Below are 20,608 nucleotides of genomic sequence, written 5' to 3'. Positions count from 1 at the left end.
GGATCGCTACAACTATGGCGTCAACAACAAGCCGGTCAGCGTCTTCATCGACGAGGCCGCCGAGGTGATGAACGATCCCTTCGTGCAGTTGTTGAACAAGGGTCGTGGTGCGGGACTGCGGCTGACGGTCGCCACCCAGAGCTTCGCCGACTTCGCCGCGCGCACCGGCAGCAAGGACAAGGCCACCCAGGTGCTGGCGAACCTGAACAACCTGATTGCCCTTCGGGTACTCGATGCCGAGACCCAAACCTATATCACCGACAGCCTGCCGAAGATCCGCCTACAGACGCTGATGCGCACCCAGGCCAGTAGTACCCAGTCGGACAATCCACTGCTCTACAGCGGCAATGCCGGTGAGCGCCTGATCGAGGAGGAGGGTGATCTGCTGCCGCCGGCCTTGCTCGGGCATCTGCCGAATCTCGAGTACATCGGGCGCTTGGCTGGGGGACGCACGATCAAGGGTCGATTGCCGATCCTGGTGGCGCCGGAGGCGTTACCGGATGAGGACTCGGCGAGCAGCAACACCATGCCCGCGCTCAAGCCGGCGACCGACACGCAGACGCAGCCAGGCTCACGCTCAAGGAGAGCGAGCGTGGTCAACGCTCAGGACGTCGGTCCGGCGCTGTCGACCGCAGTCGGATCTGAGCCTCAGCGAGGCGGCGCTGTCATGCCTGTTGCGCAGGCTGAGCCCGCGCAACCTCGATCAGGAGGCGGGCGGCTCGATGACGACTGAGTCGCAGACCAAGGCCAGCTGGCTCTGGGCAACCACGGTGGCCATCATCCTGCTGCTGATGGAATTCGTGCTGCTCTCGGCGTTGATCCCGGCCGACTGGTCGACCCGCATGCGCGATCAAGAGGTACGTTGGGTCTCGAGTCAGTTCGGCGAGGAGACGGCAACGGCCATCTTTGCCACCGCGCAGCACGGGTATGGAACCATCTTCCTGCGCTCGGGGCTGGTTGATGCCAGCTATGACCTGCTGCTGCCGGATGCGGCGGCCGTGGAGAAGACGCCCGAACTCGACACGCTGGCCTCGGTGCCGATTTGGCCTTGGGTCAAGACCCGGCTCGATCTGATCTGGTTCTCGATCTATCTGGCGATCCAACGCCTGGTCGTGTTGTTCGCTTGGTGGCCGTTCATCGGCTTTGCCCTGATTGGCGCGGTGGGTGACGGACTGATCCGCCGGCGCATCCGCCTGGCCGGGTTCGACTATCCGAGCCCGTTGGCCCATCGGTTGGCGGTGCGGGTGCTGCTTGGGCTGGGTTTCCTGATCGGGTTCGGGCTGCTGTTGCCCCTGCCGGTGCCACCGCTTGCAGTCCCGGTGCTGGCCCTGATCGCGGCTGCGGCACTGGCGGTCTTGCTCACGCAAACGCAGAAGCGGGTGTGAGGCGTGAACCGCCTCATGTAGGCCGCCGATCGACCTGTCACTGGCTGAAAGACTGCAGCGTTACGTAAGGCCGAACGCATGCGCGCCGATGACGCGTCAGGCCGCGCGTCAATTCCACGCGAGCTGAGCGCGCGTCTGCCAGTAGAGCGTCGGGTCCTCGGCGAGCTGCTCGATCAATGCCTCAGCCTCAGCATCCCAAGGGATCTCGACAGCGTTCAGATTCGAGTGTAGCTGCGCCTCGGTCGCCGCCCCACTGAGCACAACCGAGGCCCAGGGCCGGGCGAGGGCGGCGGCCAACGCCACGGCGTCGAGTGAGGCCTTGAACCGAGCGGCGAGGGTCTCGAGTCGCTGCCGCCGGGCCTGGAAGCTTGCCGCCTGATTGCGCTCGGTGAGGCGCCCATTGGCCAGCGCTTCTTTGATGATCACAGCCAGCCCTGCTCGATGGGCCGCTTCCAACGCGGCCTCGGCTGAGGGCTCGAGCAGGTTCCAAGTCGCTTGTACGGCATCGAACAGGCGCACGCCATCGACCTCAAGGGCCAGCGCCTTGTCCAGAGTGACCGCCTGCCGCGGGCCGCTCAAGGTCAGCCCGATGCGCGTACCTGCGGCCTTCAGTCGCGCCAGCTCGCCATGCACGCGCTGATCATCGAGCACCCCGCTGTCCAGGGTGGCGGAATGGATCTGATACAGGTCTAGGTAGCCGCCGAGGTTGGCTTGGGTCTCCTGCCACTGCCGCTGCAGCACTGTGAGCGAATGGTCCTTGACCTCGTGCTGCTCGGCCTCGATCCGCCAGTCGGCGGTGTAGGTATAGCCCCACTTCGAGGCGATGGTCAGGGCATCGGCTGGTACCTCGCGTGAGCGCAGCCAGTCGCCGAGGAAGGCCTCGCCACGACCATAGGAACGGGCGGTGTCGACATAGCGGATTCCAGCATCCCAAGCGGCATCGAGCACCGCGAAGGCGCGCTCACGCATCGCGGCGATACTGCGACCGCTGACGGTATCCTCGCCATGGCCGAGGTTGATGTAACCAGGACGACCGAGCGCGGCGAGTCCCAGTCCGAGCACGCTCGGCGGCTGTTGATCGATGAGCGGGTGCAGCGGTGAAGGGGTGGGCTGGGGCATGATCAAGCGATGGGGCTGTTCAAACAGGGTTGGTTGGATGGGGCGCGATCGCCGGAACATGGGGCGATTCGCCAGGTCGTTCCTGTCCGCGATTGATGGTCGCAATGTCACGAGCGGAGCACTCAGTCTGCAGCGTCCATCTCTCGGCGACGCATCGGCATCGCATCGCGCTGGCCGGCGTCGAAGAGATCGTGCCGGCCACGCTGCGACGCAACCTCCTGGTGTTCGGCATCAACCTGGCTGCACTCAAAGGGCAGCGCTAACGCAAGGGGTCCAACACCCCATCGACATAGCGCCAGACTCCGTCCTCGCGGACAAAGCGGCTGCGCTCATGCAATCGGAACGAACGTCTGCCGATCCTGTAGCGCGCCACGAACTCCACCCAGCCTTCAGTCGCCTCGGGACCACCGGCTTTGGTGGTCAGGATCTTGAGGCCAATCCAGGTTGGCGCCGGGTCTGCTGCGATCTCATGGGGTCGTGTGCTGGAGTGCCAGGTGGTGCGCAGATACTCGACAGCACCTTGGGTGAAGGCCGTGTAGCGAGAGCGCATCAGGGCTTCGGCGGTGGGTGGTGCTGAGGTGCCGGCCAGGAACGGACCGCAACAGTCGGCCAGGGTGTGTCCGGAGCCGCAGGGGCAGGGCGTCGACAAGGCTCAGGTCCTCTTGGTGGGCAGGCATAAACCGGTTTCGGCGCGCATCGAGTCCTGGATCGGGCTTCGCCGATAAGCCGTTCGGAAAGATGACAACAGCTTCCCGCAGACGTCCGATCGGCACAAGCGCAGTATGATTTCCGGTGGTGGAAGGAGCTGCTTTGCCGACTCGGTGTTCGGGGTGAATTGCCAACCGCAGTTCGAGGTTGCGCCGAGCCCGGCGGCAGCCATCAGCATCCGTTTTGCGCGCAGCAGATTGAGACGCGCCTGTTCGAGGTAGGCTGAGCCCGAGCCTTGAAGCCAGCTGCGACGGCGGGCTCTGCTCCAGCAGAAATCCCGCCGCGCGTGGATGACCTGGCCGCCACCTCCGACGCGACTGCGCTGATTCGCGCGACAGCCGTGCCGAGGCCAATGCCAAACGTGACGGTCGGCGCCGTAGCTACGAATGCCCCGGTCGTGCTTCGTCTCGAAGCGGCCATTGTTGATGATGCAGAGGGCGTCACCTTGGAGCAGTGGGTGTTGCGCCTCATCAAGCCCTGGAATCAGGGCGAAGACCAGGTGCGTGGCCTCCGCATCATCAGCGTTTTGGATCAGCTCCTTGAGAACTGGAAATCCGCGTTTGTATCGATCTCCAAGATCGTTCCTTAACCGCTGAACAACTTCGAGCGGATTTTGGATGAAGCCAGAATAGTCTCCCATCTCCTTCTCCTCGGATTCTCCCTAGTCAACATGTCCTGATTCACGGCAATGGCTAGATTCTGAGTCGAGCTCCACGATGTCGGAGTCGAGCCCCTCACGGTACAGGCGAAACTGCGTCGCTGCTCGGACCTGGTCCACATTCAGCGCAAGCTCGAAGGGGAAGAGTGCTGGATGTGTCAGCAACTGACCAAGCGGCAAGCATGCTTGCTCGGCGTCGACGAGCAGCGCTTCGAGGAGAATCAGCCCGACGTCCGCACTAACCCGCCTTAGGTCGGCCGGCCTTGTAAAGTACCCCGGTGTTGGCGTGTCCTGTAGGACATCCCACTGGACCATCGAGCGGACGATGCGCTGGACGGCGCGGAGCAGCGTGGAACGCGCGCCCCAGCTACCGGCGAGGCGACGCGACAGGACCGCCAGGGTAAAGCTGCCTTGCAGCTTCAAGAGTCGTCCAACCGCTGAGGCGATGTCGGAAAAGATGGGATAGGTCCCGATCATCATCGCCCAGTGCAGGGCGAGGCGTTCCTCGGCGGTGCAGCTGTCGAGCCGCTCGATCGCACGCTGCCGCAGACCGATCGCGGATGGCGGTACCGCGCCCCAGATGTGGCTCAAGACCGTGACCGTTTTGCCGCGTGCCGTATTCGATGTGTCACCACTGACGATGCCATCGAGGAAGGTCCAGAGACCGGCCCGAAGCGCATCGGTCGAGGCGCCGGCCACCGCTTGGGCTGCGGCCGCATCCAGCCAGTCGAGATCGATCCGACGGTCGAAGCCGATGGTCGAGCGCCGGCTCATTGCGGCTCCTTCAGCTGAACGAAGGGCACGATGACCTCTTCCAGTGAGATGCCTCCATGTCCGACGATGCGTTTCCCCTCGGGGATGAAGGCGTTCCTGCCTGTCGCTAGCAACGGCAGATACTCATCGGGCAGACTGGTTGCCGGCCATGGAACGGTCTCGGGGTAGTGTTGGTGCACGTTGTTGCGTGTGAGCGGATGCGGGAAGACATGGACGCGTTCACCGCGCTCGCCTGCAATGGCGCCGACGTTGGGCTTGCCCATGCCAACGCCTTCGATGTTGCCATGATCGGCGGTCAGGAAGATTTCGAACCCGAGCGAGAGGAGACGTCGCGCCAGGTCTCGGAGGTGGCCCTGCTGGGCCCAATGGCGGACGGCGGCATGCAAGCCGCCGGTGCCAGTGACCGTCCCGTGCATCATCTGGTCGACCGTGCCGACGACCACTCCGAGCACCTTGCATGGCGGCTGCTCGGCGGCGTCCTGGACGCGGCCGGCGAAAGCCGCATCCGGCTCGTCCTTCTTCTGGCACAAATAACCGACCGCCGGTCCGCGCAGTCCCTGATCGGCCCACACCCGTGCCCAGTGCTGGGGCTCTTTTTGCGTGGTCCCGATCGATTGCGCATAGAAATAGGGTGGCTCGCCCGCGAAGATCGACTGGCGGGATACCGTCGTCAGGGTCGGCACCCAGGCGAAGACCTGAGACTCCTGGGAGACCAGATCCCGCAGCGACTCACGGACCAGGATCCATTGGTCGAGCGCCATGCCGTCGACGATCAGCAAGGCGAGCTTGCCCTTGGCCGATTGATTGCGCTGGTAGGCCAGGTAGCGGACGACCTTGTCCAGGGTCGTCGGCCAGGGGAGATGCGGGAGGCTGTGGAGCGCGGCGTAGCGGGCTTGCATCCAGTCCGCGAAGCGCGCCTCGATGTCGGCATGGAGCGAGTCCATCCGCGCAGCCAGCTCGGCACCCGCGTCGCCGTCGATCCGCCACCGCAGGCTCAGTGCCTCGGCCCAGCGCCAGGCAAACTGTGACCAGGTCAGATGATCGGCATCGGAATCCGGCAAATCCGCTGTCAGTGCGTCGAGTAGCCGCTCGAGTCGCACGCGACCATCTTCGGCGCGATCTCCCGCCACGCCGACCCGATACCAGGTCCCTTCGACCGAATGGGGCTGAATGGCTGTGCTCGGCGGCAGCAACTCCTCGGTGAACAGCCGCTCGACGTAGACACGCACGTCATCGTGATCGAAAGGAAGCTCCAGCGGTCCTGGAATGGTTGGCGTCGGCAACGGCTGGTCGTGAACCGCATCGCCGCCGCGCGTCAGCAGGAAATGGGACCAGCGCTCACCGAGAAAGACGAGAAACTCCTCGGGACCCGGCACGATCCGGTCGAGCGCCCACTGGTCCCAGCCTCCCAACACCTTCAACTGCTCGACCAGATGGTGGTCGAGCCCCGCTGGAAAGGCGCGCGGGCGATAGTGACGCTGCAGCAGCATGCGCAGCAGATCGGCCGGCGTCTTGATCAGCTCGGGCGCGATGCCGAAGACATGACGCAGCACGAAGTCGCGCGTGGCATGGGTCCCGAGCGGATCTGGCTTGGCCTGCTCGATCGCCTGCGCGAGCCGGTCGAAATGGATGGGATCGAGATCCGCCACGACCGCTGGGGCGAGCATCGGAAAGAGCTCGGGCAGACTGAAGGACAGGATCCGCCCACCGATCCGCGCCTCCTCCAGCAAATCATGCGGGATCTGATTGAGATCACCATGCCCGGCTCGCAGCACCACCACCAGATGCGTTGGCTCGCCGCGATCCCAATATCGGCGAAAGCGGCCCTCATAGGCGAACCGAAAGGCGACTGGATCCTCGAACGAGAAGAGTGCAAATCCGCGCTCGCCCAACCGCTGAACCACCCCTGGCTCGGTTAGCAGGGCGTCCGGATCGCTGACGATGGTCAGACGACTCGCCGCCGCGCTTGCTGGGCTGAAATGGCGCAGGATGGCGGCGCGCCAATCGCCATCGGGTTGGTCGTTCATGGCGCCCCTTCAGCGGCGATGACCGCGATGAACAGCAGCGGGCTCAGCTCAGGCATCGCTTGCCCGCGCCGCGCCAGATCCGCGCGCCAGTCGGCTTCCTCGCGCTCCAGCTGCATTCTTCGATGGTTTCGCACCTGCGCCAAGCCGATGCGTTCGAGGGCGCGCCCGCGCGCGGCAAACGCCAACTCCATCTTGCGACGCTCTTGAGCAATGCGCTCCTGGTGGCGCTGAGCCAGCTCACGGAACAGGACCTCGCCGTGCGTCTCGGCGAGCGCGCGTGAGTGCTTGAAGGCTTCCTCGATGTCCGTCGCTGTCGCAACAGGACGTGGGCTTTGACGCATTCCATCGGCAAGTTCGATGAGGCGGTCCCAAATCACCCTTGCCGTCGGGGCGAGTGCTTGCCCTTGATGCGACACAAACAGCGGCAGCACCCGCTGCTCGCGATCGCTGCTGGTCTTCAGGCCGATCCGCCAAAGTGACCACCAGCCCGTCACCTTGTCGGAGACACCGGGGACGATCAGCGCGGCCACCTGCATGCCCGGCGTATAGAGTGGGAGCCGGGTGGTCAGTCCGCGTATGCGAGCGTCTTCGATGGTGAGGAGATTCAGGCCCATCTCCTCGGCCGTGGCGCGACTGAAGGTCACCGCCGTGCTCTGGTGGCCATCCGGCCAGGTCAGATCCCAGGTCGGAACAAGGCGCTCCCTTCCCTGCGTCTGGACGCGGGCACCCTGATCGACGTGGCCGCGCAGCCAGGACAGGGTCATCCGCTCGGTCCAGAAGGGCATCTGGTGCTCGGCGACCTGCTGCGCGGCGGACGGGTCGAGCGGCTCGCTGACCGCATAGAGACCCGCGGCATCGCGGACCGCGTTGGCGCGGGCGCGGATCGCTTCAGCCAGCGCTTCGGCACGCACCTCGGCCTCGGCCGGCGACAGTACGGCGCCGACATAGAGCTGCTCGAAATCGAGGTCGCCTTCCTCGGAGTCGAGGACATCGGAGAGCTTGTCGACCCCGAACTCGTCCAGGATGCGTTGAAGCTTCTCCTCCAGCACCTCGCGCACCCGCAGCTCCACCGTGTCTTCCAGCGCGAGATTGAGCGCGCGCACGACGTGCTTCTGGCCGATGCGGTCGACCCGGCCGATGCGCTGCTCGAGCTTCATCGGGTTCCAGGGCAGGTCATAGTTCACGACCACATGGCAGAACTGGAGATTCAGACCCTCGCCGCCGGCATCGGTCGAGATCAGGATCTGGGCCTCGCCCGCGAACGCCTGCTGCACGCCCTTGCGGGTCTCCAGGTCCATGGAGCCGTTCAGGGTTGTGACCGGATAGCCGCGCTGGGTCAGGAAGTCAGCGAGCATGCGCTGGGTCGGCACGAACTCGGTGAAGACCAGGATCTTGATGGCCGGGTCGCTCTCCTCGCGCTGCAGGCGCTGGATCCAGGCGAGCAGGGCCTCGGCCTTGCCGTCCGGGGTGCGGGCCTCGCAGCGACGGGCGGCCGAGAGCAGCAGCTCGACCTCGGCGCGCTCGTTCTTCAGCCCCTTGAGACGGGAGTTGAGTAGTGCTTCCATCTGCTCCTGCCCATCGAGATCCACCCAGTCGTCGCCCACATCCTCCTCGAACAGCGACAGTTGACCCATGGGCTGCTCCAGCACCGCGAGCCGTCGCTCCAAGGCGTTGCGGATGGCTGCCGTGCTCGATGTCACGAGCCGCTGCATCAGGATCATGAGGAAGCCCACCGCGGTCTTCTTATCGGCCAGGGCGCGGTTGTAGCCATCCCGCACATAGTCGGTGACCGCCTCGTACAGCAGACGCTGCTCGCGGCGCTGATCGTCCCAGGCGACGGGTACGATTTGCGTCAGGCGTGGCTTGAACAGCGGCTGACCCTCGGCGTCGATCGCCCGGCGCTTCTCGGTGCGGATCACATAAGGGGCGACGTTCTCGCGCTTGACCGAGGCATCGTCGGGCAGCGCGTCGGCATCCAGAAACCCGATCAGCCGACGGAAGGCATCGGTCTTGCCCTGATGTGGCGTGGCCGAGAGCAGCAACAGATAGGGTGATGCCTGGGCGAGCGCCTCGCCAAGCCGAAAGCGTGCGACCTGCTCGGAGCTGCCGCCAAGCCGATGGGCCTCGTCGATGACGACCAGATCCCAGCCGGCCGAGACCAGATCCTCGAAGCGCTCGCGGTTATAGGCGACGATTTGCTCGCGCGACCAGCCGCGACGCGTGTCCAATGGCTTGACCGAATCGAGCGGGCAGACGATCTGATCGTGCAGGCGCCAGAGGTTTTCGGTCTCGTCGACCCCGGCCAACTGGCGCCAGGCCGAGAAGTGCCCGGGCTGGACGAGACGGAAATCCTCGTTGAAATGGGTCCGCATCTCGCTGACCCACTGACTCGTCAGACCGGCCGGGGCGATGACCAGGACACGCCGCACCAGTCCACGCACCTTTAGCTCGCGCAGTACGAGGCCGGCCTCGATGGTCTTGCCGAGCCCGACCTCGTCGGCGAGCAGATAGCGGACGCGATCGCCCAAGATGGCGCGTTGGAGGGCATGCAGTTGATGGGGCAGGGGGATGACCGAGCCTTCCAGCGGCGCCATCAGGACATCGCGCTCCAGTGCGTCAAGGATGCGCGCGGCGGCGCTGACATAGCAGAGGTGATCCAGCGAGGGCGGCGACGTATCCGCCAACGGGCGGAGTCGACTCAAAGACAGACGGACGATGGCATCGCGGCGGGCGAGCCAGACCTGGGCGCTACGTTCGCCCCAAAGGGCGTCGATCGCGATGATCCGGCACGGCTCATCGTGGTCGAGGCTGTAAGACCAATCGCCAGGGGCAATATTCATGGGGCGGGCGGCCTTGCGTCGCGGATCAATCCTTAAAAGCTTGTTCCAGCAAGTTGGACAAGGCGTTGGTCGGCCTTTCGGATTCACGCGTTGAAATCGAGATGCAGAAATGATGTCGTCATCAGGCGACTTTGGATAAGTACTCCGCGACATCTCGGTGGTAAGTCGGTGGCGGTAAGGACTTTCCTTCCTGTTTCCATAACGTCAGCCACTCATCGACGATTTCACAGAGCGCTGCATAGACCTGCTTTTCATCGTCGCCATGACAGCAGGGGCCAATCACGCCAGGACATTGGCCGACAAAGCATTGATCTTCATCCGACCATTCGACGATTTTCAGGTACTTGGCACTATCATTCATCGCTTGGCCTCCTCGATCTTTTTCTGGACTTCACGTTCTTGGTAAGGCTTGGCGTCGTCGCCGAGCTTGCCGGAAAGCGTGATGCGAGCCCCGGATGTATGCTCGAGATTCCGATGACTGCCTTTCCCGCCGCGATTGATGAATCCAGCGCGTTCAAGATCCCGCAGCAGTTCTCGAATTTTCCGAGGCATCGTTCCCTGACCTCGCCTGCCTAACCGTCGCTGCCGATGCGCGTGCGCGCATTGTCGTAATAGAAGGGTAGCTGCTCGTCCTCGAGCAGGACGGTTCCGGGCAGCTTGTCGCCGATTCTGACGATGGTGGCATAGTCGCGCTCCTGCCAGCAGGCCTTGAAGCCGGCGCGGACGGCGTCGGTCCGGAAGAGTGTGAGCTTGCGCTGGGTGCTGGCCTTGTACTCCTCGAACTCCTTGAGCAGCGCGCGCTCGCGCAGTTGCGCAAGATCGGCTTGCTTGTTGGGATCGGGGACGTACCAGCGGTCGCGGGCCTTGGCGATGAGCTGGGGATCCTCCTTGTCGAGATTGCGGAGATCCTTGAAGTTCGACGACAGATAGCTGTGGATCTGAGTTGGGACGGGGCCGCGGCCGTCGTAGTGCAGGAAGTTCTGGTCGAGGATGATCTTCAGCTCGACCGTTTCCTCGTGCTTGGCCCAGGCTTGCAGCTCGCGCATAAACTGAGGCTGGAGATCCTGGAAGCTCTGCGGCTTGTCCTGGAGCTGTTGGCGCACCCATTGAATCGCACTGGCCTCGTCGCTGACGAAGAGGCTGAGCTGGCGCAGCTCTCTGGCGGTGGTGCGTTTGCGATCATACTCGGCCGCCTGTTCGGAGAGTAAATACAGGCCGTCGCGCTCGGGGAAGCGTTGCGCGAGCCCGCGAATGAAGTCGGGGCCGGAGATGGGGACGCTCAGCCCCCGCTGCACATGGAAGGCCGTCATCCGGTCGAGCAGCCGTTGGGCCGTTCGTTCCACGACTGCGTCGATGGAGACATTGCCGAGGTGCTCCTTGACGAAGGCCCAGGCGGCCTCGGGTGTGGCTTGGCCCAGCTCGAAGCGCTGCGCGAGCGCCTCGGTGGGCTTGTAAGCGGAGATGACCAGATCCTGCTTGACCGCCGAGCTGGTGACCTGGCGGTAGGAGCCTTGTTGCTTGTCGAGGGTGCGGACATCGGCGACGACGAAACCGGCGACGCCAATCGCCTCCTGGATGGCGCGCCAGATCGCGTTGCTGGAGTTGCTGAAGACCACGGTCATCCAGCGGCCGGGCTTGAGCAGGCGGTGATACTCCGCGAAGCAGCGGCGCATCAGCTCCTGGTAGTCCAGGATGCCCTTCTTCTTGGCCTGGTCGACGATGGCCTCGTCGGTCGGATTGGTCAGCACACCATGCCAGGATTCGACCAGGAAATTCAGGTCGGCGTAGTAGATGTTCTCGCCGAAGGGTGGGTCGGTGAAGATGTAGTCGATGGATTGGTCATGGATCGGGACTGACGAGCAGTCTCCGGCTTGGAGCATTGCCGAGCCTGCGCTTGAGGGCATCGGCGTGAAAGACTTCAAGAGCCTCGGTAGCTTGGACGTTCGCTTTCCTTGATCGTAGAGGATGTACCAAGGGCTTACATCCACGATCTGCGAGCCAACGTAATAGACGCCGTTTAGGTATTGATTGACTTGTGAGTAGTGCGTTGGAGCATATCGAGCAAGCACTGACATCCCCCAAATCGCCTGCTCCACGAACCACACGACCATGCGTCGCGCCGATTCGTCGCTGATCGCATTTGCCTTGCGCCAGAGCGCCGCGAGCGCGTGAGCGGCTCGGGGGAGAAACAGATGGTGCGCGCGGCTGAATCCCTTCGGCTCGAGTCGCGAGCCGTGATACATGTCAGCGATTGGGAAGGGGGTACTCGGCATCTCTTGGGGATAGTTGAGATGGTCGATGCGATCAAGCACCTCCAAATCCGCATCTGAAATCGGCCGGCTATGCATCGCCGAGCCAATGTTGTAGTTCACCAAGACCGGGCGGAGCACGATGCGCTTCCAGGTCTCGCCCGTGATGGGGTCGATGCGCGTCTCGAAGGTGCGCTCGAGCCGGTCTTTGTTCAGCTCGACCCCACAGCGCGGACAAGGAAACTCGCTCCGCGTCTTGCTGGTTTCCTTGTCCAACGCCTCTTCAAGAAAATTCACCTCGCCCGCACACTCCGGACAGGAAAACACCTCGCTCCAAACCGTATAGTTGATGCGCCCCGTGGTCTTGCTGTCGGTATGCAAGACCTCGTACATCCAGCCCAGCTCCGCCTCGGCCTCGTCCAAGATGCGCTTGGCCTCTTGCTCGAAGCGCTTCACATCGAAGGGCAGGTTGTAGCCAGCCGCGATGAAGCTGGCCGCCGGCCCCAGGTCATTGAGGATGACCCTCCGCGCGCCCCATTCGGGGGCCGGATGACCCGCTTCCTGCCACTCGGCCGCCAGCTTCTGGCGATAAGCGGCGGGGGCCGTGCCGCACCACTGAGCAGCCAGTCCGGTCATGCCCGAGCCGCAGAAGCCGTCGAGCACCAGATCGCCGGGGCGGGTGTAGTGCAGGATCGAGGGAACGATGGCGAGATGCGGCACCTTGGTGTGGTAGCCGTGCGCCTTGTAGAGCTGATCGGTCTTGCCGACGCTCACATCGACCGCGAAGGGCTCGCGCTCGTAGTGCGCGTCCGGATCGTAGGGCTTGCCGTGGAGGCGCACGAAGTCGGCGAGAAAGGGATTGGGGCAGGCCGTGTAATAGGGCGGGTCGGACATCCGCAGAATGGCCTCGTCATCGCCCTTCGGAAATCCCGGCGTCTGTCTGAACTCTGGATCCTGGAGCTTTTCGCGTAGCCGTTCCAGGAAATAGGCCCGCCGCGCCGCCTCATTCTCGAAGGTCATCCCCAGACACTCGACCGGGCCGCTCTCGGTCTGCGTCGCGTCATTCAGGGCCAGCTTGGCTTGAGGATCCTGGGCGAGGTGGGTGGTCATGCGTCGTCTCCGGGCAAGGACGCGAGCAGGGTGCGGCCTGCGTCGGTGAGGCGATATTTCTGCTGCGAACTGTGAGGCTTGTCGGGGATGGTCATCTCGATCAGTCGTGCGGTCAGCGCGGGATTGATGTAGGTCTCGCGCACATGGGCGCGGTCCTTCAACGTCAGTCCTTCGCGGATCGCCTGAGCGCCTAAGGGGCTGCGCTCAGCCAGTAGACGAAGAAGTGCGACAACTGGTAGGTCCACTGGTTGGGTGACTGGTTGGGTGACTGGTGGGGTCGCCTGCTCGTCGGCTGGTTCGGACGGATGCGGGCCTGCGCTGGCATCCAAGATCTCGATGATGTGCGGCGCGATCCGCACATAGCGGGAGGAGTCGTCCACCGTTTCGATCAGGCTGTTATCGAGCAAGTGCTCGACCATTTTCCGAGTCTCGCGCGCGGAAGCGCCAGTCGCCATCCGTGCCGAGGCACGGTCGGTCGGGCCGACGCGCCGCAGCCAGTCGAGGATGCGCGCCTCGTCCGGCGAGACGCTCGCGCCGAGCTGTGTCTTCCAGAAGGCGTCCTCGCGCTTCGGGACGCGCTCCCAGCTCAGAATGAGTTGATAGGTCTTGCGACCGGGGTCGTTGACTACTGCGGGCGACGTTCGCTCGACCTGTCTCCAAATTCGCACGATGGTTGGTAGCCCGGTTCCGGCCTGCTCGGCAAATCCGATCTGGCGCATGAGACGCGCGAGCCTGGGATTGCGCAGATCGCTTGCGCCGCCATCGAGCATCTCCGGCAGCGACACGAAGGAGTCGCCGGGGTTATCGAACAGGGTGCGGTCGCTATACCAGAGCACGCGCGCGGTGCGATGCGGGTCAGAGTAGTCTTGATGGATCAGCAGGTTGACGAGCGACTCGCGGAGGGCGGGGTATTCTGGCGGATGGGCCTCGCGCTGGAGCGTGCTGGGATCGAGCGCGAAGGGATTGGGCACCAGATCCAGGAAACGGCCGATCAGGGTCCGCAGGCCTTCGATGATGTTGCCTTCGCAGAGCACGCGGTCATCGAAGCGATGGGCGGGCGCTTCCTCTGACCAGGGCTGTCGGATGAGCCGGAAATCGACGAGACCGCCGGGCTTGAGACGCGCGGTGAGCTTCGGGCGACCAAAAAGCAGGGCCGCGGCATGGGTAAGCTGGCCGCTGCGCATCAGCCCGAGCTCGTCGAGGAAGTCAGTGTCGCTCAGCTCGGCGAGCGGCCGGTCCGGATGACGCTCGCGATAGAGGGCGCGCACCCAGCGCAGGCTCGCCGCGTCGAGATCCTCCAAGGTTGCCTCGGGCAGCGACTGCACGTCGAAGGTCTCGCTCGACGCATCGCGTAGAAAGCGTGCCTCCTCTTCGGCCGTGCATTTATGATCGCGAGCCGCGACGCGGATATAGGCGTACCAGGCCTTGTCGACGCGGACCCGGATGGGTTTGTCAAAGCGTCGCGAGGGTGCGACGTAGAAGGCCAGCACGGTATGGCCGTCGATGACGAAGTGGTGCGGGCGGACCTCGACCGGGCGCGAGAACTTCTCGGTGCTGCGGCAGCCGCCGAGGAAGTCGTTCTGCATCCCGTCAGGGTCGTCGACGCCGACGATCTCGAAGCGCCGCTTGACCTCCTTGACGCCGAAGACGATCCAGCCGCCGGCGGTGTTGGCGAAGGCGGAGACCGTGGTATAGGCATCCTTGGGCACGCCGCCGGCGGCCCTCTTCACCTCAAAGTCGTCCCACTCGATACCACGCAGACGCTCGAGCAGGGTTTCGCGATCCAGGGTGTCCATTACAAACTTGTCTCAGGCACCGAATTGTCTCAGGCTTTCCCCGTCGTCTTCTCGATGACCACGCGCACCCTGGACAGGTCCTTCCCCTTGGTGATCCCGGCGACGAATCCGTCGAAACGCTCCTTGAGCTCCGCCACCGTGCAGGGCAGGCCGCCCTCCACCAGTGCCGCGTGCAACCGGTTCTCCGTGAGGAGGACGCGCTCGAGGCCGCTCAGAATCTCCTGAAGCGCCTTCACGAAGGCCGGACTGATGGGGTCGGGCAGTTGGCCGTCCGCCAGGAAGGACTGCACGGCAGCGCGCCCCTCTGGGGTGCTGGCCAGCTCGATGTCGTTGGCGACGGTTGGGTCTTGCAGATTCGTCAGCAGGGTCGTGGTCCAGCTCTGGATCAGGCCGTCGAGCGCGGTATCAAGATCGGCGATTCGCTCGGCCGCCCGCGTCCCCAAAAACGGCTCCTCGACCGGACGGTAGTGGCAGTGCGGGCAGACCGGATCGGTGTCCAGATCCTGTTTGGTGAGACTGAAACAGGTCTTGAGGCCGAAGAGCGCGTTCTGGACGTCGCGCAGCTGCTGGGCCGGCATCATCTCGACGGTCGCGAGCTGCTGAAGCTGCTTCAGGCGTGGGTCTTGCATCAGACGGCTCTGGCGCTCATTGTCGGTCGCGCCGAGACGCAACTGCTTGTGACTGTCGAGATAGACGTGCTGGTAGGCCGCCTTCAGTTCGGCAAGCGCCTGACCGAGAGTGCGTTGGAAGCTGGCGTCGGCGCGGTGCTTGGGACTGGTGATTTTCGCCATCAGCTCACCGCGACGCTCGCGCATCCGGTCGATCCAGGGATGACCGGCCTCGAGGACCGCCTCGGCTTTTCCGAGATAGGCCGTCGTGGGGCCGACCTGCGCGACAAGCTGGAGCAGCTCCTCGACTTCGCGCACGCGCTTGAGGCCCGACTGTTGCGCCTGGATCACCGTGGCGTCGTGCGGAAAGCTCTTGAGCTTGCCGGCGGTGTTGAAGGCTTGCAGGGATTCGAGGAAGCGCTTCAGCTCGCCTAGGTGTTGGCGCCATTCGGCCTGCTCGGGCTCGGACAGGATGGGCTTGCCCCAGAGCACCAGCTCGGCGACCTGCGCCTGAGCCGTGACCACCTTGTTGACCCATTCGGCGACCTTGCCCTGGATCTGGGTGACGGCCTCATCACGTTTGGCGGAGTTGACGATGAGTCCCTTGGGCACGCCCAACAGATCGCAGAGTTCCTGCAGCGCGCCGAGCGGCAGATCGCGCGGACGCTCGATGTGCTTGAATCCCGCGAGATCCCCGATCGGGAGCTTGGCGAACTGGTCGATGGCGCCGGCGTCGATCTTCTTGCCGGTGACGCTCAGGACCAGATCACCGCTGTGGACGAGCCCCGCCAGCACGACCGCGAGCAGCTCGGGCTCCAGCCGGAAACGGGTCCAGTACTCGACGCCAGCCTGCTCCCGGACCAGCTCGGCGCGATTCAGCACCTGGCCGTCGCCCTTGGTCCCAAGCTGCTCGATGATGGACTTGGCGTAGCGCGACTTGCGCGGACGCAGTTGGTCGCCGTCGAGCATGTCCATGGCATCGAGCACGGCCGCGCCTTGCTTACTCTTGACGCTGCCGGCGATCCAGCGCAGCGCATCCTGGGCAGCCTGGGCACGATTCGCGCGGGTGATCGGCATGCTGAAGATCGGGTAGTCGGGCGCGGTGTCCTCGAAATGGATCGCGAGCGAGACCGCGGCGGCGACGTCGATGGAATCGCGCACGCTGCCCCGCGCGGGGGCGCGCGCGAAGAGCGACTGGAGCAAGGCGCCCAGGTGCTGCGCCTTGCCTTGGTAGGTCACCTCGAAGGCCGTCGTCAGCTTCTCTTCCAGCCAGGCTTGCATGGCTTGCAGGTGCTTGGCGGCATGGCCGTCGTAGGTCTTCTTGTTCTCGCCGGAGGCGGATGCCGCCTGCTCGCGGGCACCGGCGTAGAGTCGAAGGGCTTGCTCGAAGGCCTCGTCGCGCTGGGTGAGACGGAGGAAGACCTCGTCCGCCTTGCGCTCGTCCTTGAAGTAGGGCGGCTTGAACGGCTGAATGAAATAGAGGTAGAAGTCGCGCGGCGGCTGCGCGGTGGATCGCTCGTTCGGGGCGCCGAAAAAGAGATAGCCGCTCCGTCCGGCCTGGCGCTCGCGCCACTGAAGCTCGTGCTCCCAGATGCGGTAACCGGCGACATAGGCGGGCGCGTCCGGATCTTCGAGGACGACACGGCGTAGACCGTCGAAGTAATACCGATCGAGCTGCTCATCGCTCAGGGTATCGGCGCGCCGGGCGATCAGCGAGTCGAAGTCGATGTCCTTCTTCAGATCGAGGTAGTACTGGCCGTTCTCGCGATTGAACGAGAGGAACTGGCCGCTGACGGTCTTGACGATCTCGGTCATGACCGTCTCGACCGTGGTCTTGAGGAACTCGGCATCCCGCTCCGGCAGCGGCAGGAGCAGACAGAGATCATCGCGCAGCTCTTCGACCGTGGCCCCGATGGGCGCAAAGATGTCGCTGGTCGTCAGCCGATGGACCGACAGGGCGTGGATGATCCGCAAGGCCGCAGGGCGATACTGGGGGCGGGTGAATGCCTGTTGAATTCGCGCCTCGAGGACATCGGCCTTCTCGATGACATCGCGGATCTCGGGAATCGAGCGAAAGGATGCGTTGTCCTTGAGGTTCTGCCAGTAGGCATCGTAGGCGATGAGTCCGGGGGCGTCGGCCGGGACGGTGTCGGCGAGCTTGCGACGGATCGCGGCACTCAGGGTTTTGAGGACCTCGCGCTTCTCGGCGACATAGACCCGCTCGAAGATGTCGAGATAGGCCGGATGCACCGGAAAGAGACGGACGAACTCGTCCATCTTTTCGTTCATCGAGCCATAGAGGGGCGCGAACGGGGTGAGATGCTCACGCACCAGCGCCCGCTGCTTGGCGTCTTTCTTCAAAAGCCGCTCGGCCACCACGTGGGCGATGTCCTCGCGGGCGATGCGCATTTGCTCGAAGCGGTCCTTGACGCGACGCAAGCTGTCCGCGGCGAACTGGAAGCGCGGGTTGTCGAAGAGGCTCTCCTGCACACCGGCGATGAAGCGAAAGCGTGAGCCTTTGCAGAACTCGCCGACCGCTCTGAGAAAATTCAGGTTGCGCATCAGCGCCTGCTCGTCGTTCGCGCGCAGATAATCGAGCAGCTCGTCGAGGACGAAGAGCAGACCCTGATGTGGAAACTGAACCGTGAACGCGGCCATCATGCCGGCGAAGACGTCCTTGTGGTTCTTGATGTCCTCCTCAGCGGGAACCTCGAAGTCGATCCCGCGCTCGGCGAGCTGATCCTGGAGCGTCTCCATGACGAACTGCCGCAGCGGCATGGCCGAGTTGATCTCGGCGCGGATGACGACGAACCGCCCCGCAATCGTGGCGGCTTTGTCCGCCACCTTTGGGTTGGTCATCGCGCTTGCCAACGCCTCATGCTCGGCAACTGCCGAGATCACGGCCTGTAGATGCGACTTGCCGGTGCCGTAGTTGCCGACGATCAGCAGTCCCTTGTTGTCCGCTGGCTTCTCAAACTGGAGCTGGGAGAAGACCAGCTCGGTCAGCTGATCGCCCATGCGCTCGGAGATGACGAAGGTCTCGACGAGCCGTCGCGCATCGTCTGCGCGGTCGGCCTCGCGCAGTTGAACGACGGATTCGATGGGGTCGAATTGGATGAGATCGTCGTAGTTCATTCCGAGGTTTCCATGACCGTAGAGGGAGTCCCGTTCACTGGATCGTTCGTTTGCGCCCGAACGATCACGGCTTGGGGATCTTCGAAACGGCGATATTCGGGGTGATCAGGGGTCGCATAGACGAGTGCGCGGCCGTCGTAGAAGCCGCGCCAGGTCGCGACGATGGTGCGATTGCGCGAGAGGCTCTGGAGCAGGCGTAATGGATCCTGTTCCAGATCGGGATGGAAGAGCATCTCGAGATTGTCAAGCAGAACCACATCGCCAGTCTGCTCGGCCAGCAGATCGCTCAGTATCCGCGCAACTCGAAGGGCACGCTGACGGACGGTTAGCTCGAGCAGTCGCTCCGCCAGGGCCAGATTGACGCTGAGGATTGGCCAGTCATGCTTGGCTGCGAGCGCCTGCAGCGCTCTGGTCTTGCCGGTGTGGTGGGCTCCGACGACGAGCACCAGTCGGTGATAGAGCTGAGATGCCTGCTCGATCTGGCGTTCGATGTTGGAAGAAATTGGAAGAGACAAAACCTGTCGACTCCTTGGCCTGCTGCGACCTAGAGCGGCCACTTCAACGATCCGGTCGCACGAACGCGTCCGCTTTCAGGGCAGTGTCATCTGTCCAAGGTCGCGCTTAGTAAGGGCTGCTTGGCGCGCGCCGCGATGAATGCTTCTGGCTCCGGTTGGCATCTGTCGTATGTCTGAGACAAATTAGCAGTATACGCCATGCCCCATGTCTATCCAGCTTAGTCTGATGCCCCCGTATTCAGGTTACGGTGGAACGAAGTGGGTGGCGCAGGTCAGCGGTTTGGACCCGAAGACGGTGCGCCAAGGTCGCCTGGACGTTGAAGCGGGGTTGTCGGACTATCCGCGTGATCGCATTCGTCGCGAGGGTGGAGGGCGCCCCCTTAAAAAAAAGGATCCGCACCTTGAGGCGGACCTGCTTGGGCTGGTTGAGCCCGACACCGGGGGTGATCCCGAAGGTCACGCCCAGTACACCCGCAGCAGCTTACTCACACTCGCCACACGTCTTGGGCGTGGCTGTGCCACCACGGTCGGGCGTTTGCTCAAGCCGCTGGGCTATTCGCTCAAGACCAATGTCAAACGCCTAATCGGCAAAGCGCACCCGCAGCGCGACCAGCAGTATCGGTTTATCCAGCGTCTCAAGGCGCAGTTTCGCCGTCACGATCAGCCAACCATCAGCGTGGACGCCAAGAAATCCGAGCTGATTGGTCGATTCAAGAATGCTGGCGCCCGCTATTGCCGCCGTGCCGATGTGGTCAACACCTATGATTTCCCCAGCGATGCCCACTGTCGAGCGACCCCCTATGGGGTCTACGATGAACAGGCGAACCAAGCGCTGGTCAGCGTCGGCACCCACGCCACAACGGCGCAGTTTGCTGTGGCCTCGATTCGCCAGTGGTGGGAACAGCTGGGTCGAGCGCGCTATCCCAAGGCCCACCACCTGTTCATCGAAGCCGATGCAGGCGGCTGCAACGGGCATCGGCCACGCCTGTGGAAGCGCGAGCTGCACCACCTCGCCAATGACACCGCTCTGAGTATCACCGTTTGCCACTATCCCACGGGAGCCTCCAAATGGAACCCCATCGAACACCGTGTCTTCAGCCAAATCAGCCGTAACTGGGCTGGACATCCGCTGCGCTCGCTCGACACCATGCTGGCATTCATCCGTGGGACAACCACGGCTAAGGGGCTCGAGGTCAAGGCCGTCCTCGACACAACGGCCTATGCCAAAGGCATCAAGGTCAGCACGCGAGAAATGGCGACACTGAACATCCGGCGGCGACGGCTCTGCCCCAACCTGAACTACACAATCAGGCCAAATCAATCACTATGGACTGTAAGTCCATAGTATGGGTTGCGGACTGAAAGTCCTTGTCCGCAGACTGAACTGCGGACTAAAGATGATATAAGGAATCGCTACGCGATGCTGAATTTTGATTCGAGAGCTTCCTGGGGAAGACATTACTAAAAGTCTTGCACTGAAAGTGCATAGTTTTTACTAACGGTTGGGACAATAAATCGGGAAGTAGTTAATGGACACTTACTAAGCAAAGACACCAGATAGCCGCGCACGCGCAGTTCCAGATCGATCAGCCGGCCTTGACCGAAGTCGACCTTGCCCTCGGCGATCGACTGATCCAGGTCGAAGCCTGCTGCCGCGCGCGCCGGCTGGTTGGTCAGGGCCTCG

Annotated in this window: 15 protein-coding genes and 2 pseudogenes; 5 read left to right on the top strand and 12 right to left on the bottom strand. The window is 63.6% G+C overall.

The annotated features are described in order from the left end of the window. A pseudogene (locus tag VBE63_RS17675) lies at positions 1–484 on the top strand (TraM recognition domain-containing protein); the annotation flags it as partial. A gap of 238 nt (positions 485–722) precedes the next feature. Beyond that, a complete protein-coding gene (locus tag VBE63_RS17670; RefSeq protein ID WP_323684335.1) occupies positions 723–1,385 on the top strand; it encodes a DUF4400 domain-containing protein in 663 nt (220 codons plus the stop codon). A 108-nt stretch (positions 1,386–1,493) separates the two neighbouring features. Here the strand turns inward: VBE63_RS17670 and VBE63_RS17665 are convergent, their stop codons facing one another. After that, positions 1,494–2,504: an aldo/keto reductase gene (locus tag VBE63_RS17665; RefSeq protein WP_323684334.1), complete on the bottom strand. Its 1,011-nt coding sequence runs from the start codon at positions 2,502–2,504 to the stop codon at positions 1,494–1,496. A 104-nt stretch (positions 2,505–2,608) separates the two neighbouring features. Between VBE63_RS17665 and VBE63_RS17660 the strand changes: the two genes are divergently transcribed. After that, the gene (locus tag VBE63_RS17660; RefSeq protein WP_323684333.1) at positions 2,609–2,767 is read left to right on the top strand and encodes a hypothetical protein; all 159 of its coding nucleotides are present in this window, start codon (positions 2,609–2,611) and stop codon (positions 2,765–2,767) included. Here the strand turns inward: VBE63_RS17660 and VBE63_RS17655 are convergent. Beyond that, complete coding sequence (locus VBE63_RS17655; RefSeq protein WP_323684332.1) at positions 2,764–3,153, bottom strand: YchJ family protein; 390 nt, start codon at positions 3,151–3,153, stop codon at positions 2,764–2,766. The genes VBE63_RS17660 and VBE63_RS17655 overlap by 4 nt on opposite strands. A 345-nt stretch (positions 3,154–3,498) precedes the next feature. On the opposite strand from VBE63_RS17655, the gene VBE63_RS17650 reads away from it, so the two are divergent. After that, the gene (locus VBE63_RS17650) at positions 3,499–3,801 is read left to right on the top strand and encodes a hypothetical protein (RefSeq protein ID WP_323684331.1); all 303 of its coding nucleotides are present in this window, start codon (positions 3,499–3,501) and stop codon (positions 3,799–3,801) included. A 72-nt stretch (positions 3,802–3,873) separates the two neighbouring features. Here the strand turns inward: VBE63_RS17650 and VBE63_RS17645 are convergent, their stop codons facing one another. From VBE63_RS17645 to brxF, 9 genes are all read right to left on the bottom strand, one after another. Then, positions 3,874–4,644, bottom strand: coding sequence for a hypothetical protein (locus tag VBE63_RS17645; protein ID WP_323684330.1), 771 nt, complete (start codon positions 4,642–4,644; stop codon positions 3,874–3,876). Further along, on the bottom strand, positions 4,641–6,671 hold the full coding sequence (gene pglZ, locus VBE63_RS17640; protein WP_323684329.1) for a BREX-3 system phosphatase PglZ: 2,031 nt from the start codon (positions 6,669–6,671) through the stop codon (positions 4,641–4,643). The genes VBE63_RS17645 and pglZ overlap by 4 nt, the downstream gene beginning before the upstream one ends. Further along, the gene (locus tag VBE63_RS17635; RefSeq protein WP_323684328.1) at positions 6,668–9,511 is read right to left on the bottom strand and encodes a DEAD/DEAH box helicase; all 2,844 of its coding nucleotides are present in this window, start codon (positions 9,509–9,511) and stop codon (positions 6,668–6,670) included. The genes pglZ and VBE63_RS17635 overlap by 4 nt, the downstream gene beginning before the upstream one ends. 121 nt (positions 9,512–9,632) lie before the next feature. After that, positions 9,633–9,872, bottom strand: coding sequence for a hypothetical protein (locus tag VBE63_RS17630; RefSeq protein WP_323684327.1), 240 nt, complete (start codon positions 9,870–9,872; stop codon positions 9,633–9,635). Next, positions 9,869–10,063 (bottom strand): type II toxin-antitoxin system HicA family toxin, encoded by a 195-nt coding sequence (locus VBE63_RS17625; RefSeq protein ID WP_322829437.1) that lies wholly within the window; start codon positions 10,061–10,063, stop codon positions 9,869–9,871. The genes VBE63_RS17630 and VBE63_RS17625 overlap by 4 nt, the downstream gene beginning before the upstream one ends. 20 nt (positions 10,064–10,083) lie before the next feature. After that, positions 10,084–12,870: a DNA methyltransferase gene (locus VBE63_RS17620; protein ID WP_323684326.1), complete on the bottom strand. Its 2,787-nt coding sequence runs from the start codon at positions 12,868–12,870 to the stop codon at positions 10,084–10,086. After that, positions 12,867–14,666 carry a Fic family protein gene (locus tag VBE63_RS17615; RefSeq protein ID WP_323684325.1) on the bottom strand — a complete coding sequence of 600 codons (1,800 nt, stop codon included), beginning with the start codon at positions 14,664–14,666 and terminating at the stop codon, positions 12,867–12,869. Before VBE63_RS17615 ends, VBE63_RS17620 begins: the two co-directional genes overlap by 4 nt. A gap of 29 nt (positions 14,667–14,695) precedes the next feature. After that, positions 14,696–18,409, bottom strand: a complete 3,714-nt coding sequence (locus tag VBE63_RS17610) for a DUF6079 family protein (RefSeq protein WP_323684324.1) — start codon at positions 18,407–18,409, stop codon at positions 14,696–14,698. Then, positions 18,406–18,924 (bottom strand): BREX-3 system P-loop-containing protein BrxF, encoded by a 519-nt coding sequence (gene brxF, locus VBE63_RS17605; protein ID WP_323684323.1) that lies wholly within the window; start codon positions 18,922–18,924, stop codon positions 18,406–18,408. Before brxF ends, VBE63_RS17610 begins: the two co-directional genes overlap by 4 nt. A 205-nt stretch (positions 18,925–19,129) precedes the next feature. Here brxF and VBE63_RS17600 point away from each other — a divergent pair, with 205 nt between their 5' ends. Then, the gene (locus VBE63_RS17600) at positions 19,130–20,269 is read left to right on the top strand and encodes an ISAzo13 family transposase (RefSeq protein WP_323684322.1); all 1,140 of its coding nucleotides are present in this window, start codon (positions 19,130–19,132) and stop codon (positions 20,267–20,269) included. 116 nt (positions 20,270–20,385) lie between these two features. Here VBE63_RS17600 and VBE63_RS17595 read toward each other — a convergent pair. Further along, positions 20,386–20,608 (bottom strand): annotated as a pseudogene (locus VBE63_RS17595) (hypothetical protein); the annotation flags it as partial.

The organism is Lamprobacter sp. (genome assembly GCF_034860625.1).
Classification (GTDB): Bacteria; Pseudomonadota; Gammaproteobacteria; order Chromatiales; family Chromatiaceae; genus Lamprobacter.
Note: the sequence above shows the minus strand (reverse complement) of the source record. Positions and strands in the feature narration are given on the sequence as shown.

Coding starts and splice junctions, on each gene's coding strand:
- VBE63_RS17670 (WP_323684335.1), top strand. CDS start 723: ATGACGACTGAGTCGCAGACCAAGGCCAGCTGGCTCTGGGCAACCACG.
- VBE63_RS17665 (WP_323684334.1), bottom strand. CDS start 2,504: ATGCCCCAGCCCACCCCTTCACCGCTGCACCCGCTCATCGATCAACAG.
- VBE63_RS17660 (WP_323684333.1), top strand. CDS start 2,609: ATGTCACGAGCGGAGCACTCAGTCTGCAGCGTCCATCTCTCGGCGACG.
- VBE63_RS17645 (WP_323684330.1), bottom strand. CDS start 4,644: ATGAGCCGGCGCTCGACCATCGGCTTCGACCGTCGGATCGATCTCGAC.
- pglZ (WP_323684329.1), bottom strand. CDS start 6,671: ATGAACGACCAACCCGATGGCGATTGGCGCGCCGCCATCCTGCGCCAT.
- VBE63_RS17635 (WP_323684328.1), bottom strand. CDS start 9,511: ATGAATATTGCCCCTGGCGATTGGTCTTACAGCCTCGACCACGATGAG.
- VBE63_RS17630 (WP_323684327.1), bottom strand. CDS start 9,872: ATGAATGATAGTGCCAAGTACCTGAAAATCGTCGAATGGTCGGATGAA.
- VBE63_RS17625 (WP_322829437.1), bottom strand. CDS start 10,063: ATGCCTCGGAAAATTCGAGAACTGCTGCGGGATCTTGAACGCGCTGGA.
- VBE63_RS17620 (WP_323684326.1), bottom strand. CDS start 12,870: ATGACCACCCACCTCGCCCAGGATCCTCAAGCCAAGCTGGCCCTGAAT.
- VBE63_RS17615 (WP_323684325.1), bottom strand. CDS start 14,666: ATGGACACCCTGGATCGCGAAACCCTGCTCGAGCGTCTGCGTGGTATC.
- VBE63_RS17610 (WP_323684324.1), bottom strand. CDS start 18,409: ATGAACTACGACGATCTCATCCAATTCGACCCCATCGAATCCGTCGTT.
- VBE63_RS17600 (WP_323684322.1), top strand. CDS start 19,130: ATGTCTATCCAGCTTAGTCTGATGCCCCCGTATTCAGGTTACGGTGGA.